This is a genomic window from Virgibacillus dakarensis, assembly GCF_900155625.1.
In the GTDB taxonomy this organism is placed as follows: domain Bacteria; phylum Bacillota; class Bacilli; order Bacillales; family Amphibacillaceae; genus Lentibacillus_C; species Lentibacillus_C populi.
The window spans coordinates 120,785-135,651 of record NZ_LT732554.1 but is presented as its reverse complement, the minus strand read 5'-3'; the positions used below and the strand labels follow the sequence as shown (position 1 = coordinate 135,651).

Annotated in this window: 16 protein-coding genes; 10 read left to right on the top strand and 6 right to left on the bottom strand. The window is 39.0% G+C overall.

Features of this window, described 5'->3' with window-relative positions; translation table 11 throughout:
• Positions 1 to 8: 8 nt before the first annotated feature.
• Entirely contained in the window at positions 9 to 575 is a 567-nt protein-coding gene (locus CZ382_RS10220; protein ID WP_088051155.1) for a DNA-3-methyladenine glycosylase I, read from the top strand.
• Between the two features lie 41 nt (positions 576 to 616).
• Here the strand turns inward: CZ382_RS10220 and CZ382_RS10215 are convergent, their stop codons facing one another.
• Positions 617 to 2,368: a methyl-accepting chemotaxis protein gene (locus tag CZ382_RS10215; protein WP_088051154.1), complete on the bottom strand. Its 1,752-nt coding sequence runs from the start codon at positions 2,366 to 2,368 to the stop codon at positions 617 to 619.
• 179 nt (positions 2,369 to 2,547) lie between these two features.
• On the opposite strand from CZ382_RS10215, the gene CZ382_RS10210 reads away from it, so the two are divergent.
• The 4 genes from CZ382_RS10210 (at position 2,548) to abc-f (ending at position 7,254) form a co-directional block, all read left to right on the top strand.
• Positions 2,548 to 3,060 carry a hypothetical protein gene (locus CZ382_RS10210; RefSeq protein ID WP_088051153.1) on the top strand — a complete coding sequence of 171 codons (513 nt, stop codon included), beginning with the start codon at positions 2,548 to 2,550 and terminating at the stop codon, positions 3,058 to 3,060.
• A 284-nt stretch (positions 3,061 to 3,344) separates the two neighbouring features.
• Positions 3,345 to 5,015: an IS200/IS605 family accessory protein TnpB-related protein gene (locus CZ382_RS10205; RefSeq protein WP_235000416.1), complete on the top strand. Its 1,671-nt coding sequence runs from the start codon at positions 3,345 to 3,347 to the stop codon at positions 5,013 to 5,015.
• Between the two features lie 365 nt (positions 5,016 to 5,380).
• On the top strand, positions 5,381 to 5,515 hold the full coding sequence (locus CZ382_RS24785) for an RAxF-45 family protein (RefSeq protein ID WP_371871425.1): 135 nt from the start codon (positions 5,381 to 5,383) through the stop codon (positions 5,513 to 5,515).
• A gap of 113 nt (positions 5,516 to 5,628) precedes the next feature.
• Entirely contained in the window at positions 5,629 to 7,254 is a 1,626-nt protein-coding gene (gene abc-f, locus CZ382_RS10200) for a ribosomal protection-like ABC-F family protein (protein WP_088051152.1), read from the top strand.
• A 43-nt stretch (positions 7,255 to 7,297) separates the two neighbouring features.
• Here the strand turns inward: abc-f and CZ382_RS10195 are convergent, their stop codons facing one another.
• On the bottom strand, positions 7,298 to 7,906 hold the full coding sequence (locus tag CZ382_RS10195; protein ID WP_230856003.1) for a flavin reductase family protein: 609 nt from the start codon (positions 7,904 to 7,906) through the stop codon (positions 7,298 to 7,300).
• A gap of 103 nt (positions 7,907 to 8,009) precedes the next feature.
• On the opposite strand from CZ382_RS10195, the gene CZ382_RS10190 reads away from it, so the two are divergent.
• From CZ382_RS10190 to CZ382_RS10180, 3 genes are all read left to right on the top strand, one after another.
• Positions 8,010 to 8,705: an ArsR/SmtB family transcription factor gene (locus CZ382_RS10190; RefSeq protein ID WP_088051150.1), complete on the top strand. Its 696-nt coding sequence runs from the start codon at positions 8,010 to 8,012 to the stop codon at positions 8,703 to 8,705.
• 84 nt (positions 8,706 to 8,789) lie between these two features.
• Positions 8,790 to 9,614 carry an aldo/keto reductase gene (locus tag CZ382_RS10185; protein WP_088051149.1) on the top strand — a complete coding sequence of 275 codons (825 nt, stop codon included), beginning with the start codon at positions 8,790 to 8,792 and terminating at the stop codon, positions 9,612 to 9,614.
• Positions 9,615 to 9,908: 294 nt separating this feature from the next.
• Positions 9,909 to 10,832, top strand: a complete 924-nt coding sequence (locus tag CZ382_RS10180) for an AEC family transporter (protein WP_088051148.1) — start codon at positions 9,909 to 9,911, stop codon at positions 10,830 to 10,832.
• 506 nt (positions 10,833 to 11,338) lie between these two features.
• Here CZ382_RS10180 and mntA read toward each other — a convergent pair.
• The 3 genes from mntA to CZ382_RS24530 are packed head-to-tail and all read right to left on the bottom strand — an operon-like array spanning position 11,339 to position 12,072.
• Positions 11,339 to 11,659, bottom strand: coding sequence for a type VII toxin-antitoxin system MntA family adenylyltransferase antitoxin (gene mntA, locus CZ382_RS10175; RefSeq protein ID WP_088051147.1), 321 nt, complete (start codon positions 11,657 to 11,659; stop codon positions 11,339 to 11,341).
• On the bottom strand, positions 11,652 to 11,810 hold the full coding sequence (locus CZ382_RS24535; RefSeq protein ID WP_250889611.1) for a nucleotidyltransferase substrate binding protein: 159 nt from the start codon (positions 11,808 to 11,810) through the stop codon (positions 11,652 to 11,654). The genes mntA and CZ382_RS24535 overlap by 8 nt, the downstream gene beginning before the upstream one ends.
• Before the next feature lie 22 nt (positions 11,811 to 11,832).
• On the bottom strand, positions 11,833 to 12,072 hold the full coding sequence (locus CZ382_RS24530) for an HI0074 family nucleotidyltransferase substrate-binding subunit (RefSeq protein WP_268811322.1): 240 nt from the start codon (positions 12,070 to 12,072) through the stop codon (positions 11,833 to 11,835).
• 124 nt (positions 12,073 to 12,196) lie between these two features.
• Between CZ382_RS24530 and ybaK the strand changes: the two genes are divergently transcribed.
• Together ybaK and CZ382_RS10160 are read left to right on the top strand one after the other, a co-directional pair.
• Positions 12,197 to 12,682 (top strand): Cys-tRNA(Pro) deacylase, encoded by a 486-nt coding sequence (ybaK, locus tag CZ382_RS10165; protein WP_088051146.1) that lies wholly within the window; start codon positions 12,197 to 12,199, stop codon positions 12,680 to 12,682.
• A gap of 150 nt (positions 12,683 to 12,832) precedes the next feature.
• Positions 12,833 to 13,657: an aldo/keto reductase gene (locus CZ382_RS10160; protein WP_088051145.1), complete on the top strand. Its 825-nt coding sequence runs from the start codon at positions 12,833 to 12,835 to the stop codon at positions 13,655 to 13,657.
• Positions 13,658 to 13,807: 150 nt separating this feature from the next.
• On the opposite strand, the gene CZ382_RS10155 is transcribed toward CZ382_RS10160, so the two are convergent.
• On the bottom strand, positions 13,808 to 14,821 hold the full coding sequence (locus CZ382_RS10155; RefSeq protein ID WP_088051144.1) for a S66 family peptidase: 1,014 nt from the start codon (positions 14,819 to 14,821) through the stop codon (positions 13,808 to 13,810).
• Positions 14,822 to 14,867: the final 46 nt, after the last annotated feature.

Here is a 14,867-nt window from a genome sequence, read left to right as displayed (position 1 = left end):
GTTAGCAAATGAAGACACGCTGTGAATGGGCAACCTCAGAGCAAATTTACATTGATTATCATGATTACGAATGGGGAAAACCAACCCATGATGATCAGAAATTGTTTGAAATGCTTTGTTTGGAAGGGGCACAGGCAGGTTTAAGCTGGATTACGATATTAAAAAGACGGGAAAATTATCGTGCCGCGTTTGATAATTTTGCACCGGAGCTGATAAGTGCTTATGATGAACATAAAATAAATGAGCTCCTGCAAGATGAAGGAATTATCCGGAATAAACGAAAGATCCATTCGGCTATTACGAATGCACAAGCTTTTTTGAATGTGCAAAGGGAGTTCAGCTCATTTGACTCCTATATCTGGCAGTTTGTTGACGGGAAACCTATATTAAATGACTGGGCAACACATACTGAGGTTCCCGCTTCGACTAAGCAATCAGAGCTAATGAGCAAGGATTTAAAAAAGCGCGGGTTTACATTTGTTGGACCAACCATTTGTTATGCGTTTATGCAGGCAACTGGCATGGTGAATGATCATACGCAGGATTGCTTTTTGTATCACGGGAATAACAAATAATAAAAACAGCTGCTTCACTTGAAGTAGCTGTTTTCCAAAAGTCATAGTTTAAACACCTTCAATTCCTCATTAAGCTGCTCTGCAAGTTTTGCCAGTTCATCTGCACTATTGGAAACCTCTTCCATTGAGCTTGAGGTTTGCTGTGCGGATGCTGCCGCTTGTTCGACGCCAGCCGCTGACTCTTCGGAAACAGAAGCAATTTCCTCGATTAAGTTATTCATATCATTACTGTTATCAGCTATATCCATTAAGTTAGAGGATATCTCTGAGATTTTTTCAACCATATCTAAGACGGCATTATTTATCGATTGAAAGTTTTTGCCTGTAGTCTGAATTTGTTTCGTACCTTCTTTAACCTCATTGTATCCGGAATTCAGGGACTCGACTACCTGATCCGTTTCATTTTGTATATTCGTTACAATCTTTGTGATTTCCTTTACAGATGCAGTGACCTGTTCCGCGAGTTTCTTAACTTCATCTGCTACAACGGCAAAACCCTTTCCATGTTCACCAGCACGTGCAGCCTCAATTGCAGCGTTTAGTGCCAATAAATTGGTTTGATCTGCAATATCCTTAATCACAAGAACCAATTTGGAAACCTGATCCGACTGTTTATCCAATCCTTGAACTTTATCAACTGCTTCTGTGACGATTGCATCGATCTGCTTCATCTGTGTCACGGACCTTTGCATCAGGTTTGTACCTTCATAGGTCAGCCCCAGTACATCATCAGATTTTTTAGCGATTTCCTTACCATTTTGTTCCGAGTGCTGCACTTTTTGGACAAAATCATTCATGTTCTCTGATAAATCAGAAGCACTGTTGGCCTGCGTTTCCGCACCTGCTGAAATTTCCTCCATCGTTGTTGCGATTTGTTCATTTCCTTCTTTTACTTCGTTTGCCGATTGCGTTAGTTCTTTACTTCTGGAGGATACAGATTCAGAAGCCTCGGCAACTTTAAATAAAATAGTACGAATGTTTTCTTTCATTTGGTTAACAGCAGCGGATAGCTGCCCAACCTCATCCTTCCCTTGATAATGGACGGATTCAGTCAGTAAATTTCCATTTGCTACCTCGGTGGTAACGGTAACAACCTTCTGCAAATTAGCGGTGATTCTTCTACTGATGACAAACATCAATAAAACGCCAATCCCAATCGCAACAATGATTGCAATCGCCAGTGATATGATACTGTAGTTTATGCCGGCCTTTGCATTTTCTACAGCTTGTTTTTGGGTATGATCAACAATTTCCATTAGCTCACCCATGCGTTCTGTATTTTTCATCCGTAGTGTGCTCGATTGGTCTCTCAGTGATTGGGACATATAAGCCTGTTCCGTGTGTACAGCCGCTGCAATATCGTTTAAAAACATATCGTTTACTTTTTCATCCGCTTTTTTAACCTCAGCAAATATTTTCTTTTGCTTGGCAGTATCCATTTTCGGCTCTATTTTTTCTTCCAAAGCATTAAATTGTTTTTGGTATTCAACAAATTCAGCAATATACATTTCATTGCCAGTAACGATAAAATCGGCAATTTGCACATCCTTGGTCTGGATTAATTCGGCCATTTTTGCTATATCATTGGCCCGATCGCTTCTTTGATCAATTGCATCAATATCCTGTTGGCTCTTATACAGTTGAAAATAGACAACCGCGCCAGCAACAATAAATAAAACTACTGTGATCATAAATACAGTTAGGTATTTTTGACCAATCTTTATATTGTGCCACCGCCGATTTTTCATCGTTTGCTTCTTTGTTTTTGGCTTAGCCGATTTTCCTTTCTTCATTTATATCCCCCATTTAATTGAAACGCGTTTTTCTATTATATCGGCATCATTCGTCTAAGTATTAAGTACTATTCTTGTTTTGGGAAAAAGAATTTTCTAACACTTGAAATCAAGGTTGTCTTTCTTGTAAAATAGCAAATTGTGTATGTTGAACGGAGGAAAGAGAAGGGGGTGTAACGATGCTTTATTCAGCCTTTTTGCAACAAGAAAAAGGTAAAGCGGAACTAAAAGAAGAATTGGACGCCTTGGAAATACAATTGGCGAGAATGCAAAATAATATTAAACAAATCGCTAAAAAATCAGCAGTGATTAGTATTGATCGGGCTGGAGATGAGCAATTGGTAGTAGTTTATGCGGATAAAAAGGAAGACACTCTCCAACTAATGCTGCATGATTGCGAGTCACCGTATCGTGGTAAATGGCATTCTGCAATTCAAGCGGAATTTAAAGGGGAGGATACCCTGTTTATTGCGGATATAAAAGGGGAGAAAAATAAAGGATACGGATCTGTTCTTATGAAACATCTGAAAGAAGTTGCCCGTGATGAAAATGTTCAATATATAACTGGTGACATTGTGGAACGTGATTTTGATCATGTTAACCGGCTAAAACATTTTTACGGCAAGCATGATTTTGATGTGAAAATTGACCATGATGAACAATGTGGTGTGATTGTTTGGAATGATGGGTGAAGGAGTGGCAGGCTGTGAACGAGGCCACTCCTTTTTAATATTTCATCAGTTTTGCATAGGATAGGGAGCCCTGATTCAATATGGTCAAAAATGTTTTATGACAAAATTAGCGGGTTTTATCTTCCTTTGGCGAGAAGACCCCTTCCTCAAGGAATGTATAGGGTAAAACCAAATGAGTAGGTAGGGGATGAATCGCCTCTCCAAGGGAGACTTTTTGAATTTGACAAGAACGTGTATTCGTGTGATAATACATATAGATGGAAAGAAAAAGGGGCTTTTAAGGGATGAGCACAAAAGCATATTTCTCTAATCGAATCTATAAAAATACACTTTCCAATTCAGTTGTTGAAGCTATTCGCGATAGCTTATCCCGCTTCAACCGTGCAAAACAGTTGGTATTGAATACCTTGGTCAAGGAAAAACGTTCGGGCCAGAATAGGCGGGAAAAATCGATCCATTTACACGTCAAGGAAAAATATCAATTGGACGATTATTATGCCAACAGTGCTGTTCAAGCTGCCAACGCCCAATTAAAAAGTCTGGACGAACTGAAAAAAATCTATATCGAAAATAAATCAGCACAAATCCGTTCCATCAAACGGAAATTAAAACAGGAACGCTCCAGATTAACCACCTTAAGAAAAATCAAAACATCCATCATCAAAGACAAACCTAAATTTCCCAAGCATGCAAGAGAACAAAAACAAGGCAATTACTTTGTCATAAGCTATAAAAAGAAAACGGACATCTATTATCATGCGTATCAATTTGAACATACATATCTTGATCCAGCGATACAACAACACAAAACAAGAATTGGCTTTCTGACGTCAAGGCTGAACCGGAAAGAAGAGGAATTAAAACAGTTACGGACCAATATTCCAAGTGTTGTTTTCGGTTCAAAAAAGCGATTCAAATCGCAACATACGAAGGATTTCTACATAGACAATCATGACGCTTGGCTGGAGGAATGGCAACAATCTCGCAACCAAAAAATGATTCTATCCGGACGGAAAGATGCCGCAAACGGGAATTTTGTATTTAACTACGATACAGAAAATAAACAGCTCCATTTCAAAACACCAAGTGGGGTTTTCATTAACATGGAACAAGTTCATTTCCCATATGGCCAGGAAAAAGTGGCATCTGCCATCCAAACCCAACAGAACTGTAAAAATAAGAAAAAGTATGGGAAACCGATTGCCTGGTCCCTTGAAGATCATGGTGATTACTATATAGTCAAATGTATGATGGATGTTGAAACCAATTCGCAAACAAACTATTCGAAATCCGATGGGGTCATTGGCGTAGATTGTAATGTCGATCATTTCGCCATTGCCAACATCAATGCAAAAGGTCAGTTACTTTCATCCTGCACATTACCATTTAAGCTGGAAGGCAAAACGTCAGGGCAAATTACCAAGATCATCGAAGCTGAAGCGATTGGAGTTGTAGATATTGCCCTGAAAGCGAACAAGCCAATTGCTTTGGAAAGAATCAATACAACCACTTCCAAAGTATCGAATCCATATGGCAATAAAAAAGCAAACCGGAACATGGCCATGTTTGCTTATAAGAAAATGATAACCGCCATTAAATCCAGAGCAGAAAAAATGGGAGTGGCTGTGTATGAGACTAATCCAGCCTACACCAGCCAAATTGGCAAAATGAAATACATGAAACGATTCGGGATATCCATTCATCAGGCGGCAAGTTATGTAATCGCCAGAAGAGCAATGGGATTTCGTGAAAAACTTCCACCAGTGTTGCGTGCACTATTACCGGAGAAGATGATAGGTGCGCATCACTGGGTGCAGTGGAGGTACGTTTCCAACCACCTGAAAGAAGTGCGTACACATGCATTCTATCTTTCAGAGCTTTTTGATGTAGACAGGTTTCACGATACAGGTGAGTTCTTTGTTCCAGGTGCTCTTGGCCTGCAGGACGCAGGTTAGTTCAGCGTTGCCGCAGGACGTGGCGCTCTTAGCTGAACATCCTTTGCTCTGGAACAAAAACGTTTGTCGAAATCAAAAAGCAGAAAAGCCGCTTCCTAGTTGAATGGGAGGCGGTCGTACAGAGACGTACGTCTGATTATTTCAGAATCCCCCGCTTTAAACGATCTTTGTTAAGCGGTGGGTAGTTCAATCGCTAATTTATCAATTTTTCCTCGCTCAGTTCCGTAATCTCTATGATATTTTTCGGAAATCGTTTTACACCAATCCTTTTCAACCAGGTATTGAACAAAAGTCGTAATACTAAAGTTGACTTCCAACCATTTTTCCAATAAACTAAATACTAGTCAAAAAAGGAGGTGGATAGGATGATTCATACTGGTAGTGGCATAACCAAGTTCAAAGAGTACCTTTGGATGCGTTATGCGATTTTTTCCAATATTTCTGTACAAGGGGTACGTATGTACTTTTTGAATAGGAATATATGGAAAAAATACCAGTAAGAGACATCTATCCACGAACGGAATTGTTAGAAAGACGGTGGAGTGTGTTTACTCTCTGTCGTCTTTTTTGTGTTTAAAAGGGTCAGAGTCTCTTCAATATGGAGGAAGAGAAGATGATTATTGCAAGTTTACAACACGTAGCTCAAACTTTTGGTGCGAATACTATTTTTAGTGACCTAACTTGTGAAATAAACGATGGGGATCGGATCGGTCTAATTGGAAGAAATGGGGAAGGTAAAACAACATTACTCGATTTACTGGCACGGAAGACAGAACCAGCAGCAGGGACTGTTACTTGGAAAAAGGGGTTAACGGTCGGACTTTTAGAACAATCGCCAGAGATAGATCACGGGCAGAAAGTGGAGACAATCCTGTATGATGTATTTTCATCTGTTAATGAAGTAAAAAGGAAAATGACGGATTTAGAACAATCCATGGCATTCGAAACAAATCAAGCTAAACTAACACGCATCATTGAAAAATATGGAGCTCTGCAGGAGAAATTCCAGGAAGATGGCGGGTATGAGATTGATTCACGGATTCGACGGATTATGAGCGGATTGAAATTAGCAGATTTAGCTGAGAAGGATTGGGGACAATTGAGTGGTGGTGAGCGCACAAAGGTAGGGCTGGCTAAGTTATTGTTGACTGAGCCTGATTTGCTACTGCTTGATGAGCCAACCAATCATTTGGATTTATCTGCAATTGAATGGCTGACCGATTTCATAAGGCAATACGCAGGGACCGTTATGATCGTATCACATGATCGCTATTTTTTAGATGAAACCGTAACGTCCATATTCGAAATGGATCAAGGAGAGCTTATTCGTTATTCGACCAACTACACGGATTATGTTAAGGAACGCGAGGCACGATTATTACGGGAATTTCAGCAATATCAGGACCAGCAAAAGAAAATAAAAAAGATGAGAGAAACGATTAAAAAATTGAAGGAATGGGCTAATCGGGCAAATCCACCTAATGATGGACTGCATCGTCGTGCGAAAAGTATGGAAAAAGCACTTGCCCGTATGGAAGTCATGAAAAGGCCTATCCTGGAACAGAAAAAGATTGATCTTGACTTTCAAATGAATAAACGCAGTGGTAAAGATGTGTTCGTTATGGAAAGTGTCACCAAAGGGTTCGATAAGCGGGAGCTGTTCTCTGATGTTAGTATGCATATCCGTTTTCAAGAACGGATCGCGATTGTGGGGGAGAACGGAAGTGGCAAATCCACCATATTGAAAATAATTTTAGGAACCGAGGAAGCTGATGGAGGAGTAGTAGAGTCGGGGAGTAATCTATCGATTGGCTTTCTTTCCCAGCATATGCTTGAACTGAATGGTGAACGGACAATATTGGATGAATTTCGGGATCAGGTTCATGTCACAGAAGGGGAAGCCCGCGGCATATTAGCAAAGTTCCTTTTTTATGGGAAGACCGTTTTTCAAAAAGTAAAGAACTTAAGCGGCGGGGAACAGATGCGGCTAAGGCTTGCACAGCTGGTCCATCAGAATCACAATCTGCTTATCTTGGACGAACCGACCAACCATTTGGATATTGAGTCAAAAGAAGTGCTGGAGGAGGCATTGGAGCAGTTTGATGGAACCATCATTGCTGTTTCCCATGACCGTTATTTTTTGGATCGATTGTTTCCAATAACCTATTGGCTTGCTGAAGGGAAGCTGACAAGATACGAAGGTAGTTATACTTTTGCAAGAAGCAAACGTGACAGCTAAAATAAACGCACGTTAGCGAATTATGCCGCTAACGTGCGTTTTGTCATGTTTCGGATCGGAATGTTTTACCTAATTCGTTGCCAATACCAAAATAATGCCGAAAATTATAGATTAACGGATTCCATTTGATTGGATCAATGTGGTTTTCACCTTTGATGATTGTTTCATGGGCATGAAATTGCAGCATTTCTGTTTCAACAATGGCAAATACAGTGTCATATTCCGGGATATGGATGTTTTTAACCTCAGCTTCAATCTGAATGGGACATTCGATTATTCTTGTTGGCTTGACTACGTTTGATGCCCCAGGTGTCAGATCACCTTTTTTGTATTTATCCTTACAAAATGTAAATCCTGCTGCATGTTTCTGTGCGGGTACAGGATATTTACCGGTAAATGAGGCAAGTTTTTCAACGTTTTTCCATAATGACTGGTGTGGAACGTTAATCACACATTCCGGATGTCTTTGCAGGTTTTCAAGAGCCTTTCCTTCTACACTCACGCCCAATATGATATATTTTCCCAATCCCCACGATGAGGATAGTGGGCTTATATTGATGGTATGATCTTCATTAAGTGTCGTCAAAAGGATAACTGGTGTTCCGTAATATAATATTTTTGGTTTGATTACTTTTGTTTCCAATAGTTGCATTTTTCCACTCCTTGTTTCGTGATGCATTCATTGTAAATCATTAATAGATCGATTATCATCGAAATATGGATTACATATTGATGTAAAATTGGAGGTGTGATAAGTGAAGGCTAATGCCAATGTAGCAAAAGTTGCGACACTTGTATCAGAGTCTTCCCGTGCTGCCATCTTGACCATTTTATTGGATGGGCGTTTTCACCCGGTCAGTGATTTGGCTTATATGGTTGGTATCAAACCACAGACAGCAAGCTATCATCTTGCAAAAATGGTGGAGGCCGATGTAATTGATGTTGAAACACATGGCAGACATCGGTACTACGGGATCCGTAATCAGGAAATTGCCCAAGTAATGGAATCGTTTTTACAAATAGCGCCACCGGTTGAGGTCAGGTCACTGAGACAATCATTTGAGGAAGAAGCATTAAGGCGTGCCAGAACGTGCTACGACCACATTGCCGGCAGCCTGGGCGTTAAACTTACAAATGCTTTATTGGAAAATCAGTTTTTACGTGAAGGGCAAAAGGAATTTCATGTAACAACCGAAGGGGAGGCATTTTTTAGCGAAATGCAAATTGAAATAAGCCAATTGAAGAAAAACCGTCGTAAATTTTGCCATAAATGTTTGGACTGGAGTGAAAGACGTCATCACATGGCCGGGGCGGTAGGAAAGGCAATGCTTGATCGCCTGTTAGAGTTAAATTGGATACAAAAAACACCAAATTCCCGTGCACTGAAAATTACTTCCTTGGGTGAAAAGGGTTTAAACGAAAAGTTTGGCATTGCAATGGCTAGCAATTAGCTCTGCCGGTGGAACCGGATGCTTGGTTCTCCAGATGGGTTGTGATAAACTAACTTCACTAAGGCAAGAAAGGAAGTCGATGAAATGCAATATGTAACACTAAACAATGGCTTGAAAATGCCACAGTTGGGTTTTGGCGTGTGGCAAGTGCCAGATGAAGAGGCAACGCCCGCTGTAACGAAAGCGCTAGAAGCAGGATATCGGTCCATTGATACAGCAAAAGTATATGAAAACGAACACGGAGTTGGACGAGCATTAGCAAAGAGTGATGTGCCACGCGAGGATCTTTTCATTACAACAAAGGTTTGGAATACAGATCACGGCTATGAGAATACACTAAAAGCATTTGATGCAAGCTTGGAAAGATTAGGTCTCGATTATGTGGACCTCTATTTAATTCACTGGCCGACACCGGAGTATGATGAATACGTGGAGACCTATAAGGCATTGGAGAAATTATATAAAGATGGACGCGTTAAAGCAATCGGTATATGCAATTTTAATATTGATCACTTACAACGTTTATTAGATGAATGTGAAGTGGTACCGGCTGTAAACCAGGTTGAATGTCACCCATTCCTGCAACAAAAAGAACTTAAGGAATTCTGCGAAAAGCATAATATTTACCTGGAAGCATGGAGTCCCCTAATGAGTGGTGGCGATGTTTTAACTAGTGAAGAGGTAAAGGTAATTGCTGATCAATACGGTAAAACACCGGCACAGGTTATTATCCGCTGGCATTTGCAATATAACAACATCGTAATTCCAAAATCGGTCACACCGTCTCGTATTGAGGAAAACTTTGATGTGTTCGACTTTGAATTAAGTAATGAAGATATGAAGAAGATGGCCGAGCTTGACCGTAATCAGCGTAAAGGACCGGAGCCTAGTGAGATGAATGTAAGGTAAACGGAGGAAATGGACGTGGAATGAATCTGCGTCTGTTTTTTATATTTAAATAAAATCGTCTGGTTTAAAGGGAAAAAACCATATATTTATTATAAGTATTACTTATTGATCTTGATAATAATTATTAATTTGAATAATATAAATTTTTATCTTAAAATTGTAGTAAACAATGAATTGGTTTGCTATGGAAGCGTTTTTAATCAAACTTTTTTTATGGATGCGCCTCCCTCCTGGTGACCGCTTTGTCAGGGGACTCAATTGTCATGCAAACCATTTTTGGAACGGAGTCTTCATATGAGTTTTATCAGCATTGTCTTTCTGGATGTAGTACTGCCGATTTTAATATTAATGGCGGTTGGTGCACTGATGCAGAGGAAATTCTGTTTTCAGTTAAGACCCATCGCCAATCTTATTACCTACTGTTTTATGCCAGCAGCTGTTTTTTTAAATATTTATCAAGCTGATTTTGATTATCAATTAATGGGTCAACTGTTTTTTTATTTACTCTTGTTTTCTTCAAGTCTAGTTTTGCTTAGCACGATTCTATCCAAGGTTTTAAAGCTTGAGAAAAAGGAGGTTACAGTTCTAAAAAACAGCATTTCCCTTATGAATTCAGGGAATTATGGTTTGCCTGTTAGTCAGCTTATTTTCAGTACAAATCCATTAGGCGTATCTATGCAAATTATCATTCTTGTCTTTCAAAATCTGCTTACATACACTTATGGACTTTATAATTTAATTTCTGCTTCAAAATCAGCAATAGATATACTGAAATCACTCTTGCGTTTACCAGTTGTCCATGCGTTACTTTTAGGAATTGTCTTTCAAATTTTACACATTCCACTTCCAAATTTTGCTTTAATTCCACTTGAACAGCTAGCAAATGGGTTTGCCTCCTTAGCTCTCTTGCTGCTTGGTGCACAGCTTGCCAATATCCGATTTAATTCATTTCACCGGGTGATTGGCTGGAGCATGATAGGAAGGTTGATTGTAGGGCCAACGTTTGCGCTTCTGTTTATTTTTCTGCTGGGTATTGATGGCGTCATGGCTCAATCGCTATTTATTGCAAGCTCGTTTCCGACGTCAAGAAATACAGCAACGCTTGCGCTTGAATACCAGGTAGAACCCGAGTTACATGCCCAGGTGGTGCTCTATTCTACGCTTCTAAGTAGTATTACTGTAACGTTTGTCATTTATTTAGCGATGCATTTATTTTGATATCTTTTTCAAGATGTAGCAAAAATAGTCGAGTACCTCCGGCAAGTAAAAGTATTACTATCCCTAAACTGATCCACAGCCAAATCCTCTTTTTTGACATCTGGACCAGATTCTTATATTTGTAAGAATATTATCAACCATTTTCTGAAATATAGCAATCTATTTTTTTGTTTTAAACAGGTGAACTTTTTCTGCTCATGTCAAGGTATAGAGAAACAGGTGATTAAGGATTGCTTTTGCTAAAATAGTGTATAAACAACATCGTAATTCTAAAATTGGTTTGACGTCTTTTATTGAGGAAAACTTTGATGTGTCGATTTTGAATTTAGGTATGAGGATGTGAAGAAGGAGGCTGAGCTTGACCGTAATCAGGGTAAAGGCCTAAGCCTAGTGAGATGAATGTACGATAAGAAGGGACAAACCAGGGGCGGTACGAATTTCAAGCCTGGTTTTAACTCTTAAAGCACAATAGTAAGTATACCGAAATAGGAGGATTTTAAGAATAGTTATGGAGTTTTTCTTTTGAAGCTTGAAGTAGATGAATAAAGTTCTTGCCCGTATTTAATAATTTCATTTTTCAACTCATCAGAGGCGTCTTCAAATCTGATTAAATCCAATGAAAGCAACGTTTCTAATGTATCTTCCAGTTCAAAAGTAAATTCTATCCAATCCTTATTGGACATGTTGGGAGCAACGACGGCTAAATCAATATCAGATCTTTCCGTGTTATCTCCGATCGCTCTTGAACCAAACAAAATAATTTTGTTAATTTCATTTCTGCTTTGGCCAATTGTATGTAATTGTTCGATGAGTCGTTGGTCAATCATCAGCGGGTTCACTCCTGTTTTCATGGAATCTGGTCTTTAAGCGCAAACATGTTTTCTTCATCTCCGGAAAATAATCAACAATATTTTTATAAATGTTCCTTGCCTTTTCTTCATCATACACATGAGACGTTTCATTTCTGTCACGCAGCATCTGTAACCAGATATGCTCATTGTCAATCCACTAAAACTTTGTAGGCTTGCTTTAATGCCTCTCTGGGTGTTTTTGTTTCAATACCTTCCTCAGCAAGCAGTCTTTTCAGCGTCTTCCAATATAACTCTAACGAAAATTCAAAACGTTGGATCGTACCATCAATATAAAGGCTATTCATTTCGTCCACACGTAGTGCATCTTCAAGTCTATCAAGTGCCTTTTCCAAGTTAACCAAACTCTGCATTGCCTTTCTTTTTGACATGGATACATCTCCTTATATAATAATGAGGAAAGTTTGTTTAATTATACGTATTTTACTATATGATTAGATGTATAGGCAAATTTAGGATCTGGATAAAAGGCATAAAGGAAGGAACAAATTAAAAATGAAAAAGAAAAAAGTCCAAAAAACAAACGTAATGCGCCTATTGGATAAAGAAAAAGTTACTTATGATGTACATGAATACGTTTGGGATGAGGAGCATTTAGATGCGATAACAGCCGCGGACAAAACGGGGGAGCCACACGAGAAAATTTTTAAAACATTGGTCACAACAGGGGATAAAACAGGTATCACTGTAGCTTGTATTCCATCTAAAAAAGAACTGGATTTGAAAGCACTGGCCAAGGTCAGTGGCAATAAAAAAGTGGAAATGCTGCCGATGAAGGATATGGAGAATATTACTGGCTACATTCGCGGTGGCTGCTCGCCCATTGGGATGAAAAAGCACTTTCCAACCTACGTGGCAACGCAGGCTGAATCAATGGATACCATGATCGTTTCTGCCGGAAAAAGGGGAATGCAAGTGGAATTGGCACCGAATGATCTACAAAGAATGACCAATGCAGTGTTTGGGGATTTTACCGTATGATTATTTTAAAATAAATCCTTTTTAAATGCGGAGTGGGTTGATTTCGATTTTACAATTAGAATGAAATATAAAATAGAAAATCGCTTCATTAAAATATATTGACATCTTATGATAAACTAAAATCAATACCAAAAAAAAGGAAGTGAGTCCATGCAATACATTACCCTAAACAACGATCTCCGTATGCCACAACTAGGCTATGGTGTGTGGAAGGTTCCAAATGAAGAAGCAGCATCTGCAGTTGAAAATGCGTTAGAAGCAGGCTACCGTTTGATTGACACTGCGAAAATATATGGAAATGAACGTGGTGTCGGACAAGCACTGGCAAATAGTACCGTTTCACGGGAAGATTTATTTATTACAACAAAAGTGTGGAATAGTGATCAAGGCTATGATAATACGCTAAAAGCATTTGATGAAAGTTTGGAGAAACTTGGCCTCGATTTTGTGGACCTATATTTAATTCATTGGCCAACACCAAAGTATGATGAATATGTAGAAACATATAAGGCATTAGAAAAGTTGTATAAAGATGGGCGTACAAAAGCAATCGGCGTTTGTAATTTTGATATCGGGCACCTGCAGCGGATAATGGACGAATGTGATGTAGTCCCAGCCGTTAACCAGGTAGAATGCCATCCGTATTTACAACAAAAGGAATTAAAGGAGTTCTGCAGGAAGCACGGTATCCGAGTAGAAGCATACAGCCCGTTAATGAATGGGACAGATGTTTTACAAGACGGTGTGATCAAGGAAATTGCTGATCAATATGGCAAAACACCTGCCCAAGTTATTCTCCGCTGGCATCTTCAGTCAGATGTCGTTGTTATTCCGAAAACAGTAACACCTTCTCGTATGGAAGAGAATTTCAACGTATTTGACTTTGAATTAAGTGAAGCAGATATGGAGAAGATTGCTGGTTTGGATCGAAATCTTCGCCATAATGCGGTCCCGAGTGAAATGAATAATCGGTAGAAAGATGTGCATGGAATTGAATAGTTCCATAACCGATAGCCTGTATAAGATAAAATGTTTTTAACGTATTAAAACGCCTGGGTTTTATAATTCAAACCCAAGCGTTTTTTAATAAGCAAACTGGTCAAAATATAGGATATACAAAATAGCTTATATAAATTTTTGTAAAATTTTTCCTTTACCACTATTTGATTCTACCTCAGCATACGCTCCGTTAATTAAGGTTATTTGCGGTGGAACGTGACCACAATCAATGTCATATATAATAGGCATTTGAAGTTCTTCGGAAAGCTCTTTATAAACATCTTCAGCTGTATAATTGCTAACAGGGTAATTAGCTGGGCTTCTGCCAAACACAATACCTGAACATCTTTCAAACCAACCAGCTAATTTCATTTGCACGAGAGACCTGCGCAAATCAGTTGTAGATAACCCGCAATTTTCGAAAAACCATATTATGGATTCACCTTTAATATAATTTTCTTTAAAGTTCTGGATCTCACCAAATGGGGTACCAATCAAATGTCTTATCGTATCAATACATCCTCCAAGTAACCGCCCTTTTATCGCAACTTTACTATTTGATGTTGATTTCCACTCGGTTTCTTCTGTCAAATTGAAAATACATGGAGTAGGTTTATCAAATTCCCATTCTTTTTGATATTTGAATGACGATTGTTGAAGGATCGATTCACCCTTTTTTGTTGATAAAACGGATTGCCACATCTTAGTCGTGTCATCCGAATACTCCCCTCTTAAATCTATTAAATTCGTTCCATGAGCAGTTGCGATTCCTGTTTTTAATGTTGTAGCCAGCAGCAATAGGCTAGTATCTGAGTAGCCTAATATCCATTTGTTTTGTATGTTATCAAAGTCAAGATACTCAAGCATTTCAATCAGCAGTTCTCCACCCCAAGGAGGAATGATGATATGAATATTATCGTCAAGCATCATTGCATTAAACTCTTCAGCACGCTTTTCGGCGGATGCAGATCTCGCCTTGTCTTGATTCCAAACAGTATCTCCACATATGACATGAAAGCCGTTCATTTTCATGCGTTCACATGCAGTTTTCAACAATCCATGCAGCTCGGCAGGTACACCAGAAGAAGGTGCAGTGACTCCAATCGTTGCCCCATTTTCTAAAAACGGATATTTTATCATGTTCTACCTCCGTATCTTTTTTTATAGATAACGTCTTTTGATTAAC

Excerpts from the sequence above, each read along its gene's own strand:
- CZ382_RS10160 (WP_088051145.1), top strand. The coding sequence starts at position 12,833 with ATGCAATACATTACCCTAAACAACGATCTCCGTATGCCACAACTAGGC.
- ybaK (WP_088051146.1), top strand. The coding sequence starts at position 12,197 with ATGAAAAAGAAAAAAGTCCAAAAAACAAACGTAATGCGCCTATTGGAT.
- CZ382_RS10180 (WP_088051148.1), top strand. The coding sequence starts at position 9,909 with ATGAGTTTTATCAGCATTGTCTTTCTGGATGTAGTACTGCCGATTTTA.
- CZ382_RS24785 (WP_371871425.1), top strand. The coding sequence starts at position 5,381 with ATGATTCATACTGGTAGTGGCATAACCAAGTTCAAAGAGTACCTTTGG.
- CZ382_RS10185 (WP_088051149.1), top strand. The coding sequence starts at position 8,790 with ATGCAATATGTAACACTAAACAATGGCTTGAAAATGCCACAGTTGGGT.
- CZ382_RS24535 (WP_250889611.1), bottom strand. The coding sequence starts at position 11,810 with ATGCTGCGTGACAGAAATGAAACGTCTCATGTGTATGATGAAGAAAAG.
- CZ382_RS10205 (WP_235000416.1), top strand. The coding sequence starts at position 3,345 with ATGAGCACAAAAGCATATTTCTCTAATCGAATCTATAAAAATACACTT.
- CZ382_RS10220 (WP_088051155.1), top strand. The coding sequence starts at position 9 with ATGAAGACACGCTGTGAATGGGCAACCTCAGAGCAAATTTACATTGAT.
- abc-f (WP_088051152.1), top strand. The coding sequence starts at position 5,629 with ATGATTATTGCAAGTTTACAACACGTAGCTCAAACTTTTGGTGCGAAT.
- CZ382_RS24530 (WP_268811322.1), bottom strand. The coding sequence starts at position 12,072 with ATGTCAAAAAGAAAGGCAATGCAGAGTTTGGTTAACTTGGAAAAGGCA.
- CZ382_RS10155 (WP_088051144.1), bottom strand. The coding sequence starts at position 14,821 with ATGATAAAATATCCGTTTTTAGAAAATGGGGCAACGATTGGAGTCACT.
- CZ382_RS10195 (WP_230856003.1), bottom strand. The coding sequence starts at position 7,906 with ATGCAACTATTGGAAACAAAAGTAATCAAACCAAAAATATTATATTAC.
- CZ382_RS10215 (WP_088051154.1), bottom strand. The coding sequence starts at position 2,368 with ATGAAGAAAGGAAAATCGGCTAAGCCAAAAACAAAGAAGCAAACGATG.
- mntA (WP_088051147.1), bottom strand. The coding sequence starts at position 11,659 with ATGATTGACCAACGACTCATCGAACAATTACATACAATTGGCCAAAGC.
- CZ382_RS10210 (WP_088051153.1), top strand. The coding sequence starts at position 2,548 with ATGCTTTATTCAGCCTTTTTGCAACAAGAAAAAGGTAAAGCGGAACTA.